This is a genomic window from Gordonia sesuvii, from assembly GCF_036350415.1.
Classification (GTDB): Bacteria; Actinomycetota; Actinomycetes; order Mycobacteriales; family Mycobacteriaceae; genus Gordonia; species Gordonia sesuvii.
On record NZ_JAZDUF010000004.1, the window covers coordinates 349,003 to 364,094 of the forward strand.

15 protein-coding genes and 1 pseudogene are annotated in these 15,092 nt (G+C 65.6%); 6 read left to right on the plus strand and 10 right to left on the minus strand.

What is annotated here, in order from left to right; all coding sequences use genetic code 11:
* Window positions 1-101: 101 nt before the first annotated feature.
* Both VZC37_RS15440 and VZC37_RS15445 read left to right on the plus strand, forming a co-directional pair.
* Window positions 102-1,637, plus strand: coding sequence for an HNH endonuclease signature motif containing protein (locus VZC37_RS15440; RefSeq protein ID WP_330433448.1), 1,536 nt, complete (start codon window positions 102-104; stop codon window positions 1,635-1,637).
* A gap of 13 nt (window positions 1,638-1,650) precedes the next feature.
* A complete protein-coding gene (locus VZC37_RS15445; RefSeq protein ID WP_330433449.1) occupies window positions 1,651-2,043 on the plus strand; it encodes a hypothetical protein in 393 nt (130 codons plus the stop codon).
* Here VZC37_RS15445 and VZC37_RS15450 read toward each other — a convergent pair.
* From VZC37_RS15450 to VZC37_RS15480, 7 genes are all read right to left on the minus strand, one after another.
* Window positions 2,024-2,512 carry a nuclear transport factor 2 family protein gene (locus VZC37_RS15450; RefSeq protein WP_330433450.1) on the minus strand — a complete coding sequence of 163 codons (489 nt, stop codon included), beginning with the start codon at window positions 2,510-2,512 and terminating at the stop codon, window positions 2,024-2,026. The genes VZC37_RS15445 and VZC37_RS15450 overlap by 20 nt on opposite strands.
* Window positions 2,513-2,535: 23 nt before the next feature.
* A complete protein-coding gene (locus VZC37_RS15455) occupies window positions 2,536-3,273 on the minus strand; it encodes a CE1 family esterase (protein ID WP_330433451.1) in 738 nt (245 codons plus the stop codon).
* A gap of 337 nt (window positions 3,274-3,610) precedes the next feature.
* Window positions 3,611-4,183, minus strand: a complete 573-nt coding sequence (locus tag VZC37_RS15460) for a TetR/AcrR family transcriptional regulator (RefSeq protein ID WP_330433452.1) — start codon at window positions 4,181-4,183, stop codon at window positions 3,611-3,613.
* Between the two features lie 91 nt (window positions 4,184-4,274).
* On the minus strand, window positions 4,275-4,553 hold the full coding sequence (locus tag VZC37_RS15465; RefSeq protein WP_330433453.1) for a hypothetical protein: 279 nt from the start codon (window positions 4,551-4,553) through the stop codon (window positions 4,275-4,277).
* Between the two features lie 775 nt (window positions 4,554-5,328).
* Window positions 5,329-6,561, minus strand: a complete 1,233-nt coding sequence (locus VZC37_RS15470; RefSeq protein WP_330433454.1) for a hypothetical protein — start codon at window positions 6,559-6,561, stop codon at window positions 5,329-5,331.
* 29 nt (window positions 6,562-6,590) lie between these two features.
* A complete protein-coding gene (locus tag VZC37_RS15475; protein ID WP_330433455.1) occupies window positions 6,591-7,031 on the minus strand; it encodes an enoyl-CoA hydratase in 441 nt (146 codons plus the stop codon).
* 153 nt (window positions 7,032-7,184) lie between these two features.
* On the minus strand, window positions 7,185-7,943 hold the full coding sequence (locus tag VZC37_RS15480; protein WP_330433456.1) for a helix-turn-helix transcriptional regulator: 759 nt from the start codon (window positions 7,941-7,943) through the stop codon (window positions 7,185-7,187).
* 134 nt (window positions 7,944-8,077) lie between these two features.
* Between VZC37_RS15480 and VZC37_RS15485 the strand changes: the two genes are divergently transcribed.
* The gene (locus tag VZC37_RS15485) at window positions 8,078-8,836 is read left to right on the plus strand and encodes an ABC transporter ATP-binding protein (protein ID WP_330433457.1); all 759 of its coding nucleotides are present in this window, start codon (window positions 8,078-8,080) and stop codon (window positions 8,834-8,836) included.
* A gap of 505 nt (window positions 8,837-9,341) precedes the next feature.
* A pseudogene (locus tag VZC37_RS24725) lies at window positions 9,342-10,412 on the plus strand (ABC transporter permease).
* On the opposite strand, the gene VZC37_RS15500 reads toward VZC37_RS24725, so the two are convergent.
* Complete coding sequence (locus VZC37_RS15500; RefSeq protein WP_330433460.1) at window positions 10,409-11,035, minus strand: TetR family transcriptional regulator C-terminal domain-containing protein; 627 nt, start codon at window positions 11,033-11,035, stop codon at window positions 10,409-10,411. The pseudogene VZC37_RS24725 and the gene VZC37_RS15500 sit on opposite strands and share 4 nt — an antisense overlap.
* Window positions 11,036-11,147: 112 nt before the next feature.
* Between VZC37_RS15500 and VZC37_RS15505 the strand changes: the two genes are divergently transcribed.
* Window positions 11,148-11,849: an SGNH/GDSL hydrolase family protein gene (locus tag VZC37_RS15505; RefSeq protein WP_330433461.1), complete on the plus strand. Its 702-nt coding sequence runs from the start codon at window positions 11,148-11,150 to the stop codon at window positions 11,847-11,849.
* A 105-nt stretch (window positions 11,850-11,954) separates the two neighbouring features.
* Complete coding sequence (locus VZC37_RS15510; RefSeq protein ID WP_330433462.1) at window positions 11,955-12,815, plus strand: amidohydrolase family protein; 861 nt, start codon at window positions 11,955-11,957, stop codon at window positions 12,813-12,815.
* Window positions 12,816-12,833: 18 nt separating this feature from the next.
* Here VZC37_RS15510 and VZC37_RS15515 read toward each other — a convergent pair whose 3' ends face one another.
* Together VZC37_RS15515 and VZC37_RS15520 are read right to left on the minus strand one after the other, a co-directional pair.
* Complete coding sequence (locus VZC37_RS15515) at window positions 12,834-13,298, minus strand: hypothetical protein (protein ID WP_330433463.1); 465 nt, start codon at window positions 13,296-13,298, stop codon at window positions 12,834-12,836.
* Window positions 13,295-14,881: an acyl--CoA ligase family protein gene (locus VZC37_RS15520; protein ID WP_330433464.1), complete on the minus strand. Its 1,587-nt coding sequence runs from the start codon at window positions 14,879-14,881 to the stop codon at window positions 13,295-13,297. Before VZC37_RS15520 ends, VZC37_RS15515 begins: the two co-directional genes overlap by 4 nt.
* Window positions 14,882-15,092: the final 211 nt, after the last annotated feature.

The following is a 15,092-nucleotide window of genomic DNA, read 5'->3' on the forward strand; positions in this document are numbered from 1 at the left end:
GATCAAATGATGACGAGAGTCCGGGCAGCCGTGGGGCGGCCCGGAGATGACGATGACAGCGAGTGTCCTGAGATCATGTCGGATCTCCGGAAGGTTTTGTCGTGCCAGCAGCATCGTCGTCGTGGCAGGAGTTGCCGTCGACATATGTCGGTGGCATCGACCCGGCCTATCCCGATGAGGAGCCGCTCAACGATCTGCTCCTCGGCCTCGGCGACATCGATCGTGGGCGCTCCTACCTGGCCTATTGCGAATACCGTTCGGTGGCAGTCATGTACGACCGACTCGTGGCCGCACGAGGGGAGTCCGACAGGTTCGTCGTCGACGGTTTCGCCGACGCCGCCGCCCGCATCGCGGGTCTTCGCGGAGTATCGCGCGATCAGGCCGAGAAGCTGCTCAACGAGGCGGTCGCGCTGCGTGACCGTCTGCCGGAGGTTCTCGACTGCCTGCGTGACGGGGTGATTGCGCCGTGGCAGGCGAAGCTCATCGTCTCCCGCACCGACCTCCTCGACGGCCAGTCGGTCACTCCGGAGATCGATGCGACGATCGCTCAGCTCCTCCGATCCCGCAAGGGCACGTGGCCGCGTAAGCGTCTGCGCGACATGGTCGATCGGACCATCTTCCGGTTGGACCCGGACTGCGTTCGCGAGCGACGTCGAGAGGCGCTCGATGAGCGAGGCGTGTGGACCGAGGCCCGTGGCGACGGGGTAGCGGAGATCACCGGGTTGATGGCTGCCGAGAACGTTCGCATCGCCGCTGCCGCGGTCGCCGCACTCGCCGACACGGCCTGCGAGCACGACAAGCGGACGAAGCCGCAACGCATGTCCGACGCCATGTTCGCACTGCTGTCGGGTACGTCGTTCGAGTGCCAGTGCGGCCGCGACGACTGCACCGCGCAGATCCCCGAGCCCAGTACCGTGCCGCCGGTGGACGCCAAGATCGTGTTGCACGTGGTGTGCGACGAGGGCACTCTCGAGGGCCGCGCCGACAACCCGGGCTTCATGGATGGTCACGGCGTGATCTCCGACGAGCACGTCCGTGACATCGCCGCACGGCCCGACACGGTGGTGTCGCGTCTCGTGCCGAAGGGCACCGAACCCGATGCCGACGGTGGTTTCACGCTGCCGGCCCACGGTCCATCTGATTCCTACCGGCCGTCGACGGCGTTGGCGACCCACACGCGCATCCGCGACGGCTACTGCGTCGAACCGGGCTGCGGACAGAGCGCTTTCAAAGGCGACCTGGACCACGTCGACGAGTACGACCACGACGATCCAGAATCCGGCGGTCAGACCACCTCGGAGAACCTCAACTCCAAATGTCGGCCCGGGCATCTGCTGAAGACCTTCGGTGAATGGCTCGATGACCAGTACCGCGACCCCACCGGTCGCCTGGTCACCGAGTTCACCACGCCCGAAGGACTCACGCTGCCCGGACCCGCGGAGACAAACGAAGACCTGTTCCCCGGCCTGCGACGCATCCGATTCCGCGCGCCACCCGCCAAGGCTCCACCGAGAAGCGAAGTCCCCGAGGAGGATCGGCCCACCCGAGCAGGTACACGGGTGGCGGACAAGCATGCCCGCCGCCGGGCGGAGCGATCCCGGAACCGTCGACGCAACGGTGGTCCGGCGCCGTTCTGAGTACCCTGGCCCCATGGCGTCGACCCCGCAGCCCGCGACTCTCACCACTGCCGCCCTGCTGTCCGGCCTGGCGGGATTTCAGACTGCGCTGGCCGCCGGTGCGCCATGGGGTGTCGCCAGTTACGGCGGTGGTCATCGCGGACGACTGCCGGTCGGATTGCGGCGTACCAGCGGGGTGGCGGCGGTGGTCTATGTGGCCGGCGCCGGCTGCCTCGTCGGGCGCGTCGGCGAGCCGCAGGTCCGGCAGAAAGGCTTGGCGGCCTTGACCGGTGTGATGGTGGTCGGCACGGTGATGAACTCGGTGTCGCGGTCGAAGGTCGAACGGGTCTGGGGTCCGGTGTGCGCGGCGACCGCGCTGGCGGCGTGGCGGGCCCGCGACGAACAGGTCAGTCGTCGGGAGTCGTGAACGTCCCGACCCGTACGCGGGCGTCGTCGCCGAGGGGGCGTTGGATCGACCAACGTTCGGTGAGGGTGCTCGCCGACATCTTCCACTCGCCGTCCTCGACGATGTACTCGTCGTCGTACTCACCCGTCATCACAGTCTCTGTGCGGTCGAGCAGACTGACCTGGCGGAACTTGAGGGTCCAGCGGCCGGTGGCCGTGGTGTCGGACGTGAGTGTGATGTCAGGGTGCAGCCCGTGGTGCATGTCGAAGATGACGTACTCCCCGTCGACCCTGTGCAACGCCACCTGTTCGAATATCTCCGCCATCGGTTCCGCGTCGTCGAACGTGCCGAGTGGCCCGTAGTCGATCCGCGCGCCCGAGCGGATGAAGCAGTTCCGAAAACCTTTGGGGTCCTTGCCGTCACATGCACGCCAGTAGCGGTACTTGAGTTGCTTGACGGCTTCGATGCGGTCGAGGTCCTCGGGGGTCATGGGTTCGATTATCGACCACTCGGCTAATCCGAGACGAGTCCCGTCATCGGGTGTCGCCGGAAGAAGTCCCAGATGATTGCGGTCGCACTGATCGAGGATGTGATCGGCCCGGTGATCGGTGTCGCAGCCAGGGTCGGATCTCCACCCGGCCAGTTGTGCCCGCCACCGTGGATCGTGTACAGCTCCACCGAGTTCGCCGGCGCACATGGGTAGATGGTCCGCGCCACGTCCACGGCCCCTGTCCGCGTGACCGAGTTGGCGCCGCAGCCATTGCGGTCGGCCCACCGCCCGACCTGATCCGGGATGCTCTGTTCGTTCGGCATACTCGGAGATGCCTCGTCCTGGCTCATCTGCTGTCCGATTGTGCGCAACGAGCCGTCCAACGCGGGCAACAGCATTCCGCGTGGCCCAACTCCGCCGTCGTAGGAGATGATCTCGTCACCTGTACCGTGAAAGGCCACCATCGGCACCTGACGGGACGGGCGACACCACGAGAAATCCTGCACACCGGCTACCGGCGCGACCGCAGCGAATCGATCTGCCAACTGGCAGGCGACCGACGATGCCGTGAAAGCCCCCATCGACAGCCCGGTCATGTACACCCGACGTTTGTCGATACACAACGTCTGCTCGACGTGGGTGAGCATCGCCTCCAGGTAGTCGATGTCGATACCGTCGGCGCCGGAATCCCACTTCGGTGGGAGCACGTGGGTTTCCGGAGTGATGACGGCGAAGCCGTGTCGGGCTCCGTACGCCGCCATACCGCTCCATGCGGATTGCAATGCGCCAGGCTGCAGGTAACCGTGGACGTCGAACACCACGGGCATGGGTGTGCGCGAGGGCAGTCGAGGGACTTCCTGCAGGTAGTCCCCTGCACGACCGACCGCAGAGAACAGCTGGACCGACGAGCCCGGAGGGGTCGGCGCAGCTCGACAACCCGCCGACCGGACGGGCTCGGCGACACCTTCTGTCCCGGAGGGTGAGGCGGCCGAGATCGCGTTCGGCATCAACAAAGTGACGATGGCAATCGCAAGTATTGTGACGGTCCGCATCATCCAGTTCACCACGATCTCCCCCCTGATTCTGTTGTATTTCTTGTCAATTGGCCGACCCAAGCATGAACTGACCCGCGACGCCGAGCAGCCGATCGGCCATGTCGTCGGGGTCAAGGAGGTCACCACCCTCATCGAGCCACCGTGTGAACATCGCGATGCAGCCTCCGACGATGAACGTGGCAACGTCACCGCCCTCGAGGCTAGGCAGCAATAGTCCACCGGGACCCGGGGCAGCCAACGCCGACAACACAGCTTGCTTGGTCGGGTACGCGCATGGACCGGTCCCCAGGGCACGATAGAACTCCCGGTGGCGTGCGAGGTGGGTCGTGGCAAGCACGGCCATGTCACGCCAAGCCCCGCCTTCGCAGTCGACCAGTTGCGGAAACAGTTCCCGCTCGATCAAATCCATTCCGGCCGCCACGATCAGAGAGTCGCGATCCGCGAAATGCGAGTATGCGGCTTGACGGCTTAGGTCGGCGGCCTCGGCCAGCTCGGTGAGAGAGATTGCGGTCGTTTGTCTCTCGGATACCAGACGGACTGCAGCGGCGAAGAGCGCCGTCCGTGATCGCCGCACTCGCCGATCGACAGCTGGTTCGGAGACGGATTGCCCGCGCATAGGGAGAAACGTAGATCAGGACATCAGAATGGTCAATTGTCAATTAATTGACAGGTGTCATTCTCACGTGCTCATCGATGCATGGAGGGAACTACGGGACCACGGTCAGGAACCCGACTCCTCCGTAGGACTGCGGGAGACGCACCGGCTGGTTGATGGCATAGGTTGCCACACTGAACGAGCCCAGTCCCGGGCCGGGATTGAGTTCCTTGACGAACTTCTCGCCAGGACGGGGACCGAACGAGACCGGGTGGAACGTCTCCTTGCCGAGCGGGTACTTGGCGCTGATCTGGCTCAGGAAGATTAGGAACCGGCACTTCGGATTGCGCTGCCACCCCGGACCGTTGCCCGTGAAGCCGAACGACCTCACCGTGACTCGAATGGTTCCACTCTTGCCCCTGGGCGCTTCGACTCCCACGTTCAGCGCGCCGCGGCAGTAGGAGTGATCTCCGACAGTGCCAAAGTTGTCGCTGTACAGCGGGATTCGAGGTAGCTGGGGTTCTGCCGAGGCAGATCCTGCTCCCACGACCGTGAGTGCCCCCACCACTACGGTGAGCATGGCCACGAGCAACTTGCGTGCAATCATCGAGATCCCTTCGAGGCAGGACGAGTCAGGGAACAACGACGAAGAACCCGACTCCATAACCCTGTCGTGCCCTTACCGGCGTGTTCGTTGAGTACGGAACGACACCGAACTGAATAAGCCCCGAGCCCGTGAAGATGTCGCGCGTCACCGATTCACCCCTTCGTGGACCGAAGGCAGCCTGAAAGAAGTGCTCGCGATTCCAAGCGATTGCGCTAATGTGACTCGTGCCGAAAGTGATTCGGCACTTCGGATCCTTCTTCCAAGCAGGTCCAGATCCCGCGAATCCGAATGACGTTAGTGTCAGGCGAACTACTCCCGGCTTACCGTGGGGCGCGCTGAGCCTGGCGTTGACCGTCCCATGGCAATAGTGACGATCTCCAAAGGTTCCGAAGTTGTCGCTCGCGAGCGTCTTCGCTGACGGCGCAGCCCCTGCGAAGCTCGAGTCAACACTGCTGAGAACTACTGCGCTCACCAGAATCGCGAAGATGCAGGAGATTCTGCGTAGCAACGGGTTTCCCTCCTTCAAAGGCCTCACGGGCGAGTAGATGTATGAAGCTGGCTAGTACTTCGGGGCAGATTCCTGCGGCCACGCGACGTAAAGATCCGGAATCGAGTCCTGCGCTTGGTCGGTACGCTGCTTCGTTCCGTCCCGCGCCGAGTCGGCCGCACCTGCGCCAAGAACGCCGTACGGTGCCATCGCCTGCTCGACGGACCAGCCGGCTTCCAAACCGGCGATCGACATCTGAACATCTCCGCGCGAGTTCACGACATAGTCGATCGAGGGCAGACCCACCTTCTGGGCGTCCTCCGGCGACAGCTTCAGCTCGAACTGGTTGGCGTCCGGGTTCGGTAGCGACTCACGTTTCTGCTCGTCGAGCCAGGGGGCGTCTGGATTCGCGCCCGGGTCGCCGGCGCCGAGGGCGTACGCCAGAGCGCCGCCCGCGGTTCCGCCGATTGCCGCGCCCAAAGCAGCGCCTGCGGCGCCGACACCGGCTGCACCGACTGCTGCACCAACGCCTGCGCCAATTCCGGCTCCTGGGCCAACTAGGGGACCCGGAGCTGGCCACGTCATCGCTGCACCGACTCCCGCACCAATGCCTGCGCCGATGATCGCCCCACCGACAGCACCCATCGCCGCAGCCGGAATACCCAGCGTGACCGCACCCGCAGTACCACCGGTCATCACACCGATGATCGTGGAAGCAGCCTGTCGCGATGCCTCGTCTTCGGGCACGCCGACGGAGATCAGGCCTTGAGCGATCTTCGACTCGCCATACGCGGACCAGGCGTTGACGGAGTTGACGTCCTTCTCGGACATGCCTTCTGGGATGTCCGTGATGAAGTTGCCGACGCGGATCTTCTCCGGCGGCGGTGCGATCGGACGGACGGGGGCCGACGGCTTGGGGGCACTGAGCGGTCGCTCCGGGACCGGGTTGTACGCGTCCTCGTAGGTCGGAGCCGTGTAGGTGCTGGGCTCAACGTATGGCTGGTACGGCGCCTCCTGGGGCGGCGCCGGCAGCGAACCCGGGCCAGGCACGTTGACCGGCGCGACGTCGGGCGACGGCGTGGTTCCGCCCTGCACCGGCGGATCCTGGCTGGGAGTGATTCCGCCCTGCTCAGGGACGCTGGGACTCGTGCCGCCCTGCTCGGGGACCGCGTACGCCAGTCCGGCACCCATGCCGGTCGCGATCGATGCGGCCAGCGCTGCCGATGTCACCGTCATCCGCAAAGGCATCCGATGTTCGTCGACCTGACGATGCCTGCCACGCGCCTGGTTCAACGCATCCCCCATCGGTTCAGAGTCCTTTCGAGTCCGAATGTTCACGGAACAATCGTGTAGAAGGCTGCGCCGAACGACTGCTGCAGCCGAACTGGGTTGTGCGACGGATAAGTGAGTACGCCGATACTGACCGGGCCGGACCCGGTGCGAATATCACGGACCACCTTCTCGCCCCGGCGCGGCCCGAACGCCACAGGAATCGACGTCTGCTGGCCCACAACAGTGGCGCTGAAGATCGTGATCTCGGTGATGAACCTGCAATTTGGATCGCGGCGCCAACTCGCACCGTCGCCAGTGAATCCGTGAGAAGTCAGAGTCAGCCGAACGACGCCCCTCTTGCCGTTCGGGGCCACCATGCCCACGCGGAATGCGCCGCGACAGTAGGAGTGGTCTCCAAAGGTGCCGATGTCCTCGGAGTACTGCGTGATTCTCGGCAACTGAGGTTCCGCCGAAGCAGTACCCGGACCCAGAAAGGTCAGCATCCCCACTGCCCCCACCATCAGGACAGCGCAGAACCTACGCATGATCATCGAGACCCCCGTCAAGACCGGCATATCGCCCGCTCACTGTAAACGATGCCGCAAGCCTCCGCGTGAATGTCGTCTGTTCAGACCACACCGCGCGGCGGCGCCGACCTACCTGTGCACATCCCCGTTGCGGGCGGCCTGCCAGATGACTCTGGGGGTCACGCCAGTCATCTCCAGACACACCCGGTTGGCGTGCGCACTGTCGGTGAATCCGGCCGCGTGTGCGGCATCGGTGATGGACCCGCCGGACTCCGCCACCTGCGCCGCATAGAGCATCCGCACCCATCGCACGGTGGCGGCGAAGCTCATCCCTGTCTCACGGGTGAACAGTCTGCTGAGGCTGCTCTGCGACGCCGCCGCAACTCGCGTCAGATCGTGCATGCGCAGCTTGCCGGGTACGCGGGTTCCGATCAGTTCGACAGCGGCGGCCACCTTCGAGTTCTCGACTTCCCTGCCCGCCGTCGCGAGCAGTACGTCCATGACCTTGTCGGCTGCGACGTCGATGTCCATGGCCTCGTCGAGATGCAGGTCCTCGAGGACGGCTGCTGCAGCCACCCAGTCGGATGGCCCTCCTCCCGGAGGCACAAGTCCACCAACTGCTTTCGCCTCTGCTGTCCAGGCCGGCATGTGCAGCGAGAGCACCCGGACGTCATCGCCGACCGCACGGATGGTGTGGGTGACACCTCCGGGAATGACGACCGCACGACAGCGCCGATCGTCGAAACCATTGGTGGCCAGCAGATCACCCGAATAGGCGACGGTCACCTGCACGATGGGGTGGCGGTGCAGCTTCGCCGGTCCGAAGGAGCCGGCGAGCACAACGCGCCTGATTCCCAGACGGTACTGGCCGCGCCATTCTCCGCCCATGGAGTAAGGCTAGCGGCGTAAGCGCTGGTAGTCGAGATGCTGCGGTTGCAGATCCATACAAGCGCTGCACGCTTTAGCGCGCCAGACTGTCCACACAATTCACATCCCGACAGATGTCGGGAAGAGGAGGACAGATGTCTCCGGTCATCGACGTGTCCGGCCTGACGAAACGCTACGGCCGCTTCCACGCATTGAGCGGGCTCGATCTGGTGGTCCAATCCGGTGAGATCCATGGATTTCTCGGCCCCAACGGTGCAGGCAAGACCACGACCATCCGTACCCTACTCGGCTTGTTGAAGGCCGGTTCCGGCCGAGCCGAGGTGTTCGGTCTACACCCTCGGCGGGACGCGATGACCATCCACGGGCGCCTCGCCTATGTGCCCGGCGACGTCAACCTGTGGCCCTCGCTCACGGGTGGCGAGGTTATCGACATCCTCGCGAATCTACGAGGGGGCATCAACCCTGCCAGACGCTCCGAGCTACTGGACCGATTCGCTCTCGACCCGACGCGGAAATGCTCCACGTACTCGAAAGGAAATCGCCAGAAGGTGGCGCTGGTCGCCGCGTTCGCTACGGATGTCGAACTGTTCATCCTGGACGAACCCACCTCCGGACTGGACCCACTGATGGAACGACAGTTCAGCGAATGCATCCGCGATGTGGCCAAGGAGGGCAAGACAGTACTGCTGTCGAGCCACATCCTGCCCGAGGTGGAGAAGCTGTGCGACCGGGCAACCATCATCCGCGATGGCCGCACCGTCGAATCACTGTCGCTCGCCGAGCTCCGAGCCGTGTCGGGTGGGTCGATCGAGATCGAGGAGCTCTTCATGCGTCACTACGACACGTCGGCCGACCGCGCTATCCCTTCCGGTACCAGCTCCACCAAGGGATGACATGACCGGAATGACAACGGCATTCACTTTGTGTGTCCGTCTGAACTACCGAGGCGCCATGGTCGCCGCCGCGGGTGTGGTCGCCTGCTTCTACGCGGGCATCCTCGGCCTGACCGCGATTTACCCGACCGTCACCGATCGCATCCAGTACGCACTGATCACCGACGGCCTCCGTGCGTCCCAGGCCTTGCAGGGACCGCCGGTGGGCCTGGTCGGCATCGGAGGGATCACCACGTTCGAGGTCGGGTGGTTTGTCACATTCGCGGTGGCGTTGCTCAACATCGTTCTCGTCGTCCGGAACACCCGGTCGCAGGAAGCACTCGGCCGGCTCGAGTTGCTACGTTCCGGGCGGTTCGCGTTGCTGGCCAACTCAGTTGCGGTCGGGGCGATGGCGCTCGTCATCAATGTCACGATCGGGATCGGTGCCACATTCGCGCTGATCGCGGGCGGCGGCGAACCCACCGGTGCGTTCGCGTTCGGTGTCGCAACCGTGCTCATCGGCACCATGTTCGCGGCCATCGCGCTTCTGGCTGCCCAGATCACCGAGCACAGCAAGGGCGCGTACGGGATCGCCTGCGGCGTATTGGGTGTCGCCTACCTGCTCCGCGCTCTCGGCGACGCCACCGATTCCGATTCGCTACGGTACGCCTCGCCCCTCGGCCTCGCGCAGGCCATCCACCCGTACGGCAACATCCAGTGGTGGCCGGTGATCCCGTGCCTGATCATCACCGTGACCGGTGTGCTCGTCGCACTGCGAATCGAGCTCACCCGTGACCACGGCTCCGGCCTCTGGCGCCCGTCGCCAGGTCCGGCCCACGCGGGTTGGTTCACCCGACGGCCCGCGGGCCTGGTGCTGCGCAATCAACGTATGACCCTGGCGATCTGGGCCGCCACCATGGTCGTCCTCGGACTGGGATTCGGGGTCACGGCCCGCGACGTCGGAGACATCTCCGACGGCCCGGCCGGTATGCGGCAACTGTTGGAGCGGTTCAACGTCGATGTGGTGGACGGTTTCCTGGCGATGTCGACACTGATTCTCGCGGTTGCGACCACCGGCGCAGCCATCGCGATCACCGCGGGACTGCGCAGCGAAGAACTCGCCGGGCGCGCAGACCTGCTGCTGTCGGGACTGGTGCCGCGCTGGCGACTGCCGGTACTGCACCTCGCCCTGGCGGCAGTGACTGCCGTGGTACTGGCGGGCATCGTGGGCGTCTGAATCGGCCTTGCGCACGGGGTGGGGGTCGGCGACCCCGGCCAACCGGCACGCATGCTGATCGCATCTCTGGCGCAGCTCCCCGCGGCGTGCTTCTTCATCGGGCTGACCGTCGGGGTCATCGGAGTTGCACCACGGCTGGCCTGGCTACCGTGGGTGATCCTGGCCTGGTCGGGCGTGGTGACGATCCTCGGGCCGTCGATGAACCTCGGACCGGAGATCATGAACCTTTCAGTCTTTCATCATGTTCCGCATCTGCCGGGAGTCGATGTGCACGCCCTCCCGCCCACACTCCTGGCCGGTACCGGCCTGATCCTGGGTGTCGTCGGGGTGGTCGGATTCGCCCGACGTGACCTGGCCTAGAGGCGGTGCTGGTCAGTCTCACCCAGCAGTCGTTCGACGATCCGTCGCGCCGTCGGCAACGCCGACTCGTCTCCGATGCGGGCCCCGGAGTTGGCGGCCGCCACCACGGCGTCGAGCTCGAACGCGAGGGTGGCGGCGTCATGGTCGGCGAGCGCACCGTCGTCCTGTGCGTAGCGGATCGCCTTCTCGAGGAAGTCGAGCCACTCACGCCGGTCCGCCCCGATGGCATCACGCACCGGTCCCGGGCGGCTGTCGAACTCGGGAACTGTTGCAGCGCGGAAACATCCGCCTGGCATCGCCGGCGTTGCGACGTAGTCCAGCCACCGATCGACGAGGGTGCGCAGCCGTGGCAGTCCGCGCTCGTCGTTCAGCGCCGGCGCGACGACCGTACTGAGGAAGACGTCGCGCGCCGACTCGACCGCGGCCAGTTGCAGGTTCTCCTTGCAGCCGAACAGTGTCGAGACACCGCTCTTACTCAGCCCGAGGTCCGTGGCGAGCTTTCCGAGACTCAAGCCGGTCAGCCCCTCGACGGACGCGACGTCGGCGGCGTGGCGTGCGATGGTCGCGCGCGCCCTGGCGCCTTTGATGAGGCGCTTGTCCGAGAGCCGCTCCGAGTCGGTCATGAACCCATGCTCCCACCCAACCCTTGAAAAGGCGAACGATCGGTCGTATTGTTTCGAACAAGACGTACGACCGTCCGTTGAGTTTACGCTCGATGATCCGAGGGAGTCTGTTATGAACCACGTCGACGACCATTCGTCCGACACCTGGACCGAGCGCGACGATCCTCTCCTCCTGCCGCCGGCGAAAGCTCGCGAGATGCTGTCGACGGCCCCCTGGCGTCGGTTCGCCGTCATCGGCGATTCGATCGCGCAGGGCATCGGCGACCCGTGGCCGGGGTACGCCGACGTCGCCTGGGCCGACCGGGTGGCCGACACGCTGCGGACCGTCAACCCCGACCTCGCCTACTTGAACAGCGGACTCATCGGTGCGACCATCCCGGAAATCTCTGCGGCACAGGTTGTTCCGCTGTACGAGTTCATGCCCGATCTGGTGCACATCAGCGCCGGCGGCAACGACCTGTTCGCAGGCGCAGACCTCTACACCGTGGAACGCGACCTCGACGAACTGTGCTCCGCCGTCGCGGCGACCGGTGCCACGTTGTCGATGTTCACCCTCGCCGACGCGTTCTCCGATGACTTCGCCGACCTCCGCGAGCGCTTCTCCGCGCTGGCCGACATCACGCGTCGACTGGCCGGACGCTACGACATGGTGCTCACCGAGTTCTGGCAGCACCCCGCGCGACTCCGGCCGAGCTGGTTGAGCGCGGACATGATCCATCTGACACGGGCAGGGCACGCGGTGGTGGCCAGCGACGTGATGCGGTCGCTGGCGCAGTGGGAGTCACCGGCCGAGAGGATCCGCGCCATCAGCTGATCGCACAATTCCCCCAATTGATGGGCTTCGCCGACGCTCTGAATACGTTATCTTTCCTAACGAACCAGACGTCAGCTCGTCGCCGGTCGATTGACGGGAGAAGCCATGCCCGACCGGGTTGTCGACACTCACATGCGGTTCTGGGACCTGGCCACCGGCTGGTACCCCGGAATGGCCGACTATGCGCGGAGCGTCGCGACGCCCGAACTCGCGAGCGACTTCGGGCCCGATGACTACCAGCAAGCGGTCGGTTCGTTCCCCGTCGACAAGCTCCTACACATCTCCGCAGCGCTGACGCCGCGCTCGTATCTGGACGAACTGCGGTGGGCGGTGAAACTGGCCGACGAGCACCACCTGGACATGCGGTACATCGGGTGTGTCGACGCGACGATGTCCCCGGCGGAAATCGTCGCCGATCTGAACGCTCAGCAGGCGATGACATCGGGATTTGCCGGCATCCGCGTCGTCTACGACTTCGAACCCGACTCCCCCGCGGTGCACACCGTCTTGTCGTGGCTGACCGAGCATGATGTGGTGTTCGACCTGGTCACCCAGCCCGACGAGATGGCCGATTGGATTCGGGTGCTCGAACGTTTCCCCGACCTCACGGTGTCCCTGGTGCACACCGGCTTTCCCACCGCGGACAACGACGACGCCCACGCCGAGTGGCTGGAAGCCGTTCAGTTGTGTGCCCGTGAGACTCGCGCCTCCTGCAAGGTCTCCGGGCTCAGCATGACCACGAACACGTTTGAGCCCACGGCATTGCGCCGATGGATCGAGCCGGCGATCGAGACCTTCGGCTGGGATCGGGTCATGTTCGGAAGCAACTTCCCCATCCACCGCATCGCCGGTACCTATCAGGAACTGCAGGCCGGCTTCGACGCGGTCATCGGCGACGCGACCGCCGATGAGCAGGACCAGTTCTACGCGCGCAACGCAATCGAGGTCTACGGCTTCGAACCGTGACTCCCGGACCGCCTCAGGTCAGTTGATGTGCACTCCGGTGATCACCACGCTGTCGTCGTCGAGGACGGCTGCGGTGCATCGGAACGGGTTGGTCGGCCCGAGTCGGGCGGCGCTGGGGAGCTCACCGTCGAGAGTGACGTCACCGGTGACGGCCCAATGGGTTTCGATGTCGGCGCGGTCGCGGCCGGCGTCCTGCAGAGCTTGCGCCTCGCCACTGCCCACGCCCGTTGTCCGCGAATCGACGTCGACGAACTCCGCTTCTGCGGCTTGGCCGTTCGCGCCCAACCGGTTGTCGAGTTCGCCGCGCACGGCGTCCTCACATCGGGAGGTCGCCACGGTCTCGTGCGCGCTGCGTTCCTGCATGGTGGACCGCCCGTGCCAGAGCAGGGCGCCGAGGATGACCACGACCACCGCAGCGCCGATCACCCATAGCGGCAGACGCGGGATGCGGCGACGTTCGGTGGACGCATCGGGGCGCGTCACGAGGCATCGCCCTGCTCGACCTGCCGACGCAGCACGTTCTTCTGGATCTTGCCGGTGGACGTCTTGGGCAGCTCGGCGAACACGACATGCTTGGGAACCTTGAACCGCGCCAGGTGTTCTCGGGCGAACTCGACCAACGCGTCGGCGCACAGATCGGCTCCGTGACGAACTGTGACGTAGGCGACCGGCACCTCGCCCCAGCGGTCGTCGGGGCGGGCGACCACGGCGGACTCGACCACGTCGGGGTGGCTGTCGAGGACGCGTTCGACCTCCACCGAAGCAATGTTCTCGCCACCGGAGATGATGACATCCTTACTGCGGTCGCGGATCTCGGCGTAGCCGTCGGGGTGCATGACGGCGACGTCGCCGGTGCGCAGCCATCCGTTCACGGTGGCGCCCGCGGTCGCGTCCGGGTCGCGGTAATAGCCGAGCATCACGTTGTTGCCACGCGCCACGAGTTCTCCCTCGGTGGCGCCGTCGGCGGGAACGTCGTCGCCGTCGGGGGTCACCACCCGCAGCAGGCCGGCGGAGATGTTGCCGATGCCCTGGCGTGCCTTGAGCAGTGCCCGGGCATCGGCATCTCCGGCGTCCCACTCGGGTTGCCATTGGTTGACCGCGATCGGACCGAAAGTCTCGGTGAGCCCGTACAGGTGGGTGACCTCGACGCCGAGGTCGGCCATTCGCGCGAGTAGCGACGGCGACGGCGGCGCGCCACCGGTGGTCGCGTGCACGGTGTGGTCGAGGGTCGCGGCAGCCGGGTCCTCGGCGATCATCGTCAGCACCGTGGGTGCGGCGCTGAAGTGGGTGATGCCGTCCTCGGTGAGGTGACGCCAGATCTGGGCGGTGTCGATGGCGCGCAGGCACACGTGGGTGGCGCCGGCGGCGGTGAGTGCCCACGGGAAACACCAACCGTCGCAATGGAACATCGGCAACGTCCACAGGTAGGCGGAACCCGGACCGATGCCGGTGTGATAGGCCATCGCCAGCGACTGCAGATACGCGCCCCGATGGTGATACATGACGCCCTTGGGTCGTCCGGTGGTACCCGAGGTGTAGTTGATGGCCAGCAGTCCGCGTTCGTCGGCGTCGCGCCACACCGGCGCGGTCGCGGTCGTGAGCAACGCCTCGTACTCGTCGTCGGCGCCGCCCGCGACGATCACCCGAATCCCGGCCGCGTCTGCGATGGTCCGTGCGGCCTCGGCGAACTCGGCGGTCGCCACCAACAGCGTCGCGCCGCTGTGTTCGAGGATGTAGCCGAGTTCCGCCTCGGACAGCCGGATGTTCAGCGGCACCAGCACCGCCCCGAATCCCGGTACACCGTGGTGCAGTTCGAGCATCACGTGGCTGTTGGCACACAACGCGGCAACCCGATCGCCGGGTTGGACGCCCAGGTCCGCGAGGGCAGCGGTCAACTGACCGGATCGCTGGTGGAATTCGGCGTAGGTGAAGGTGAGCTCGCCGTCCACGATGGCGGTGCGCTCGCCGAATACCGCCGCTGCGCGGGACAGGAACGAGACCGGGCTGAGTGGGGCGAAAGTGAAGTCCGCGGGCGTCGGGGCTTCGGGTGGGGCGGCATCCGCCATCGATCAGTCGCCTCCTTGCGTGGTCTCGATGGTCGCGATGATACTGACGTCCCGGGTCCGGAGAAGCGCTACTGTCTACCGCTCCCTGGGGAGCGAGCCCCCTGGTCCCTGAGGAGCCTCCCCCCTCGCTCCCTGAGGAGGACCGGAGCGCTAGCGGAGGTCCGTCACGAAGGGGCGGCCCTTCGTGACCCTTCGATACGCTCGCAAGCTC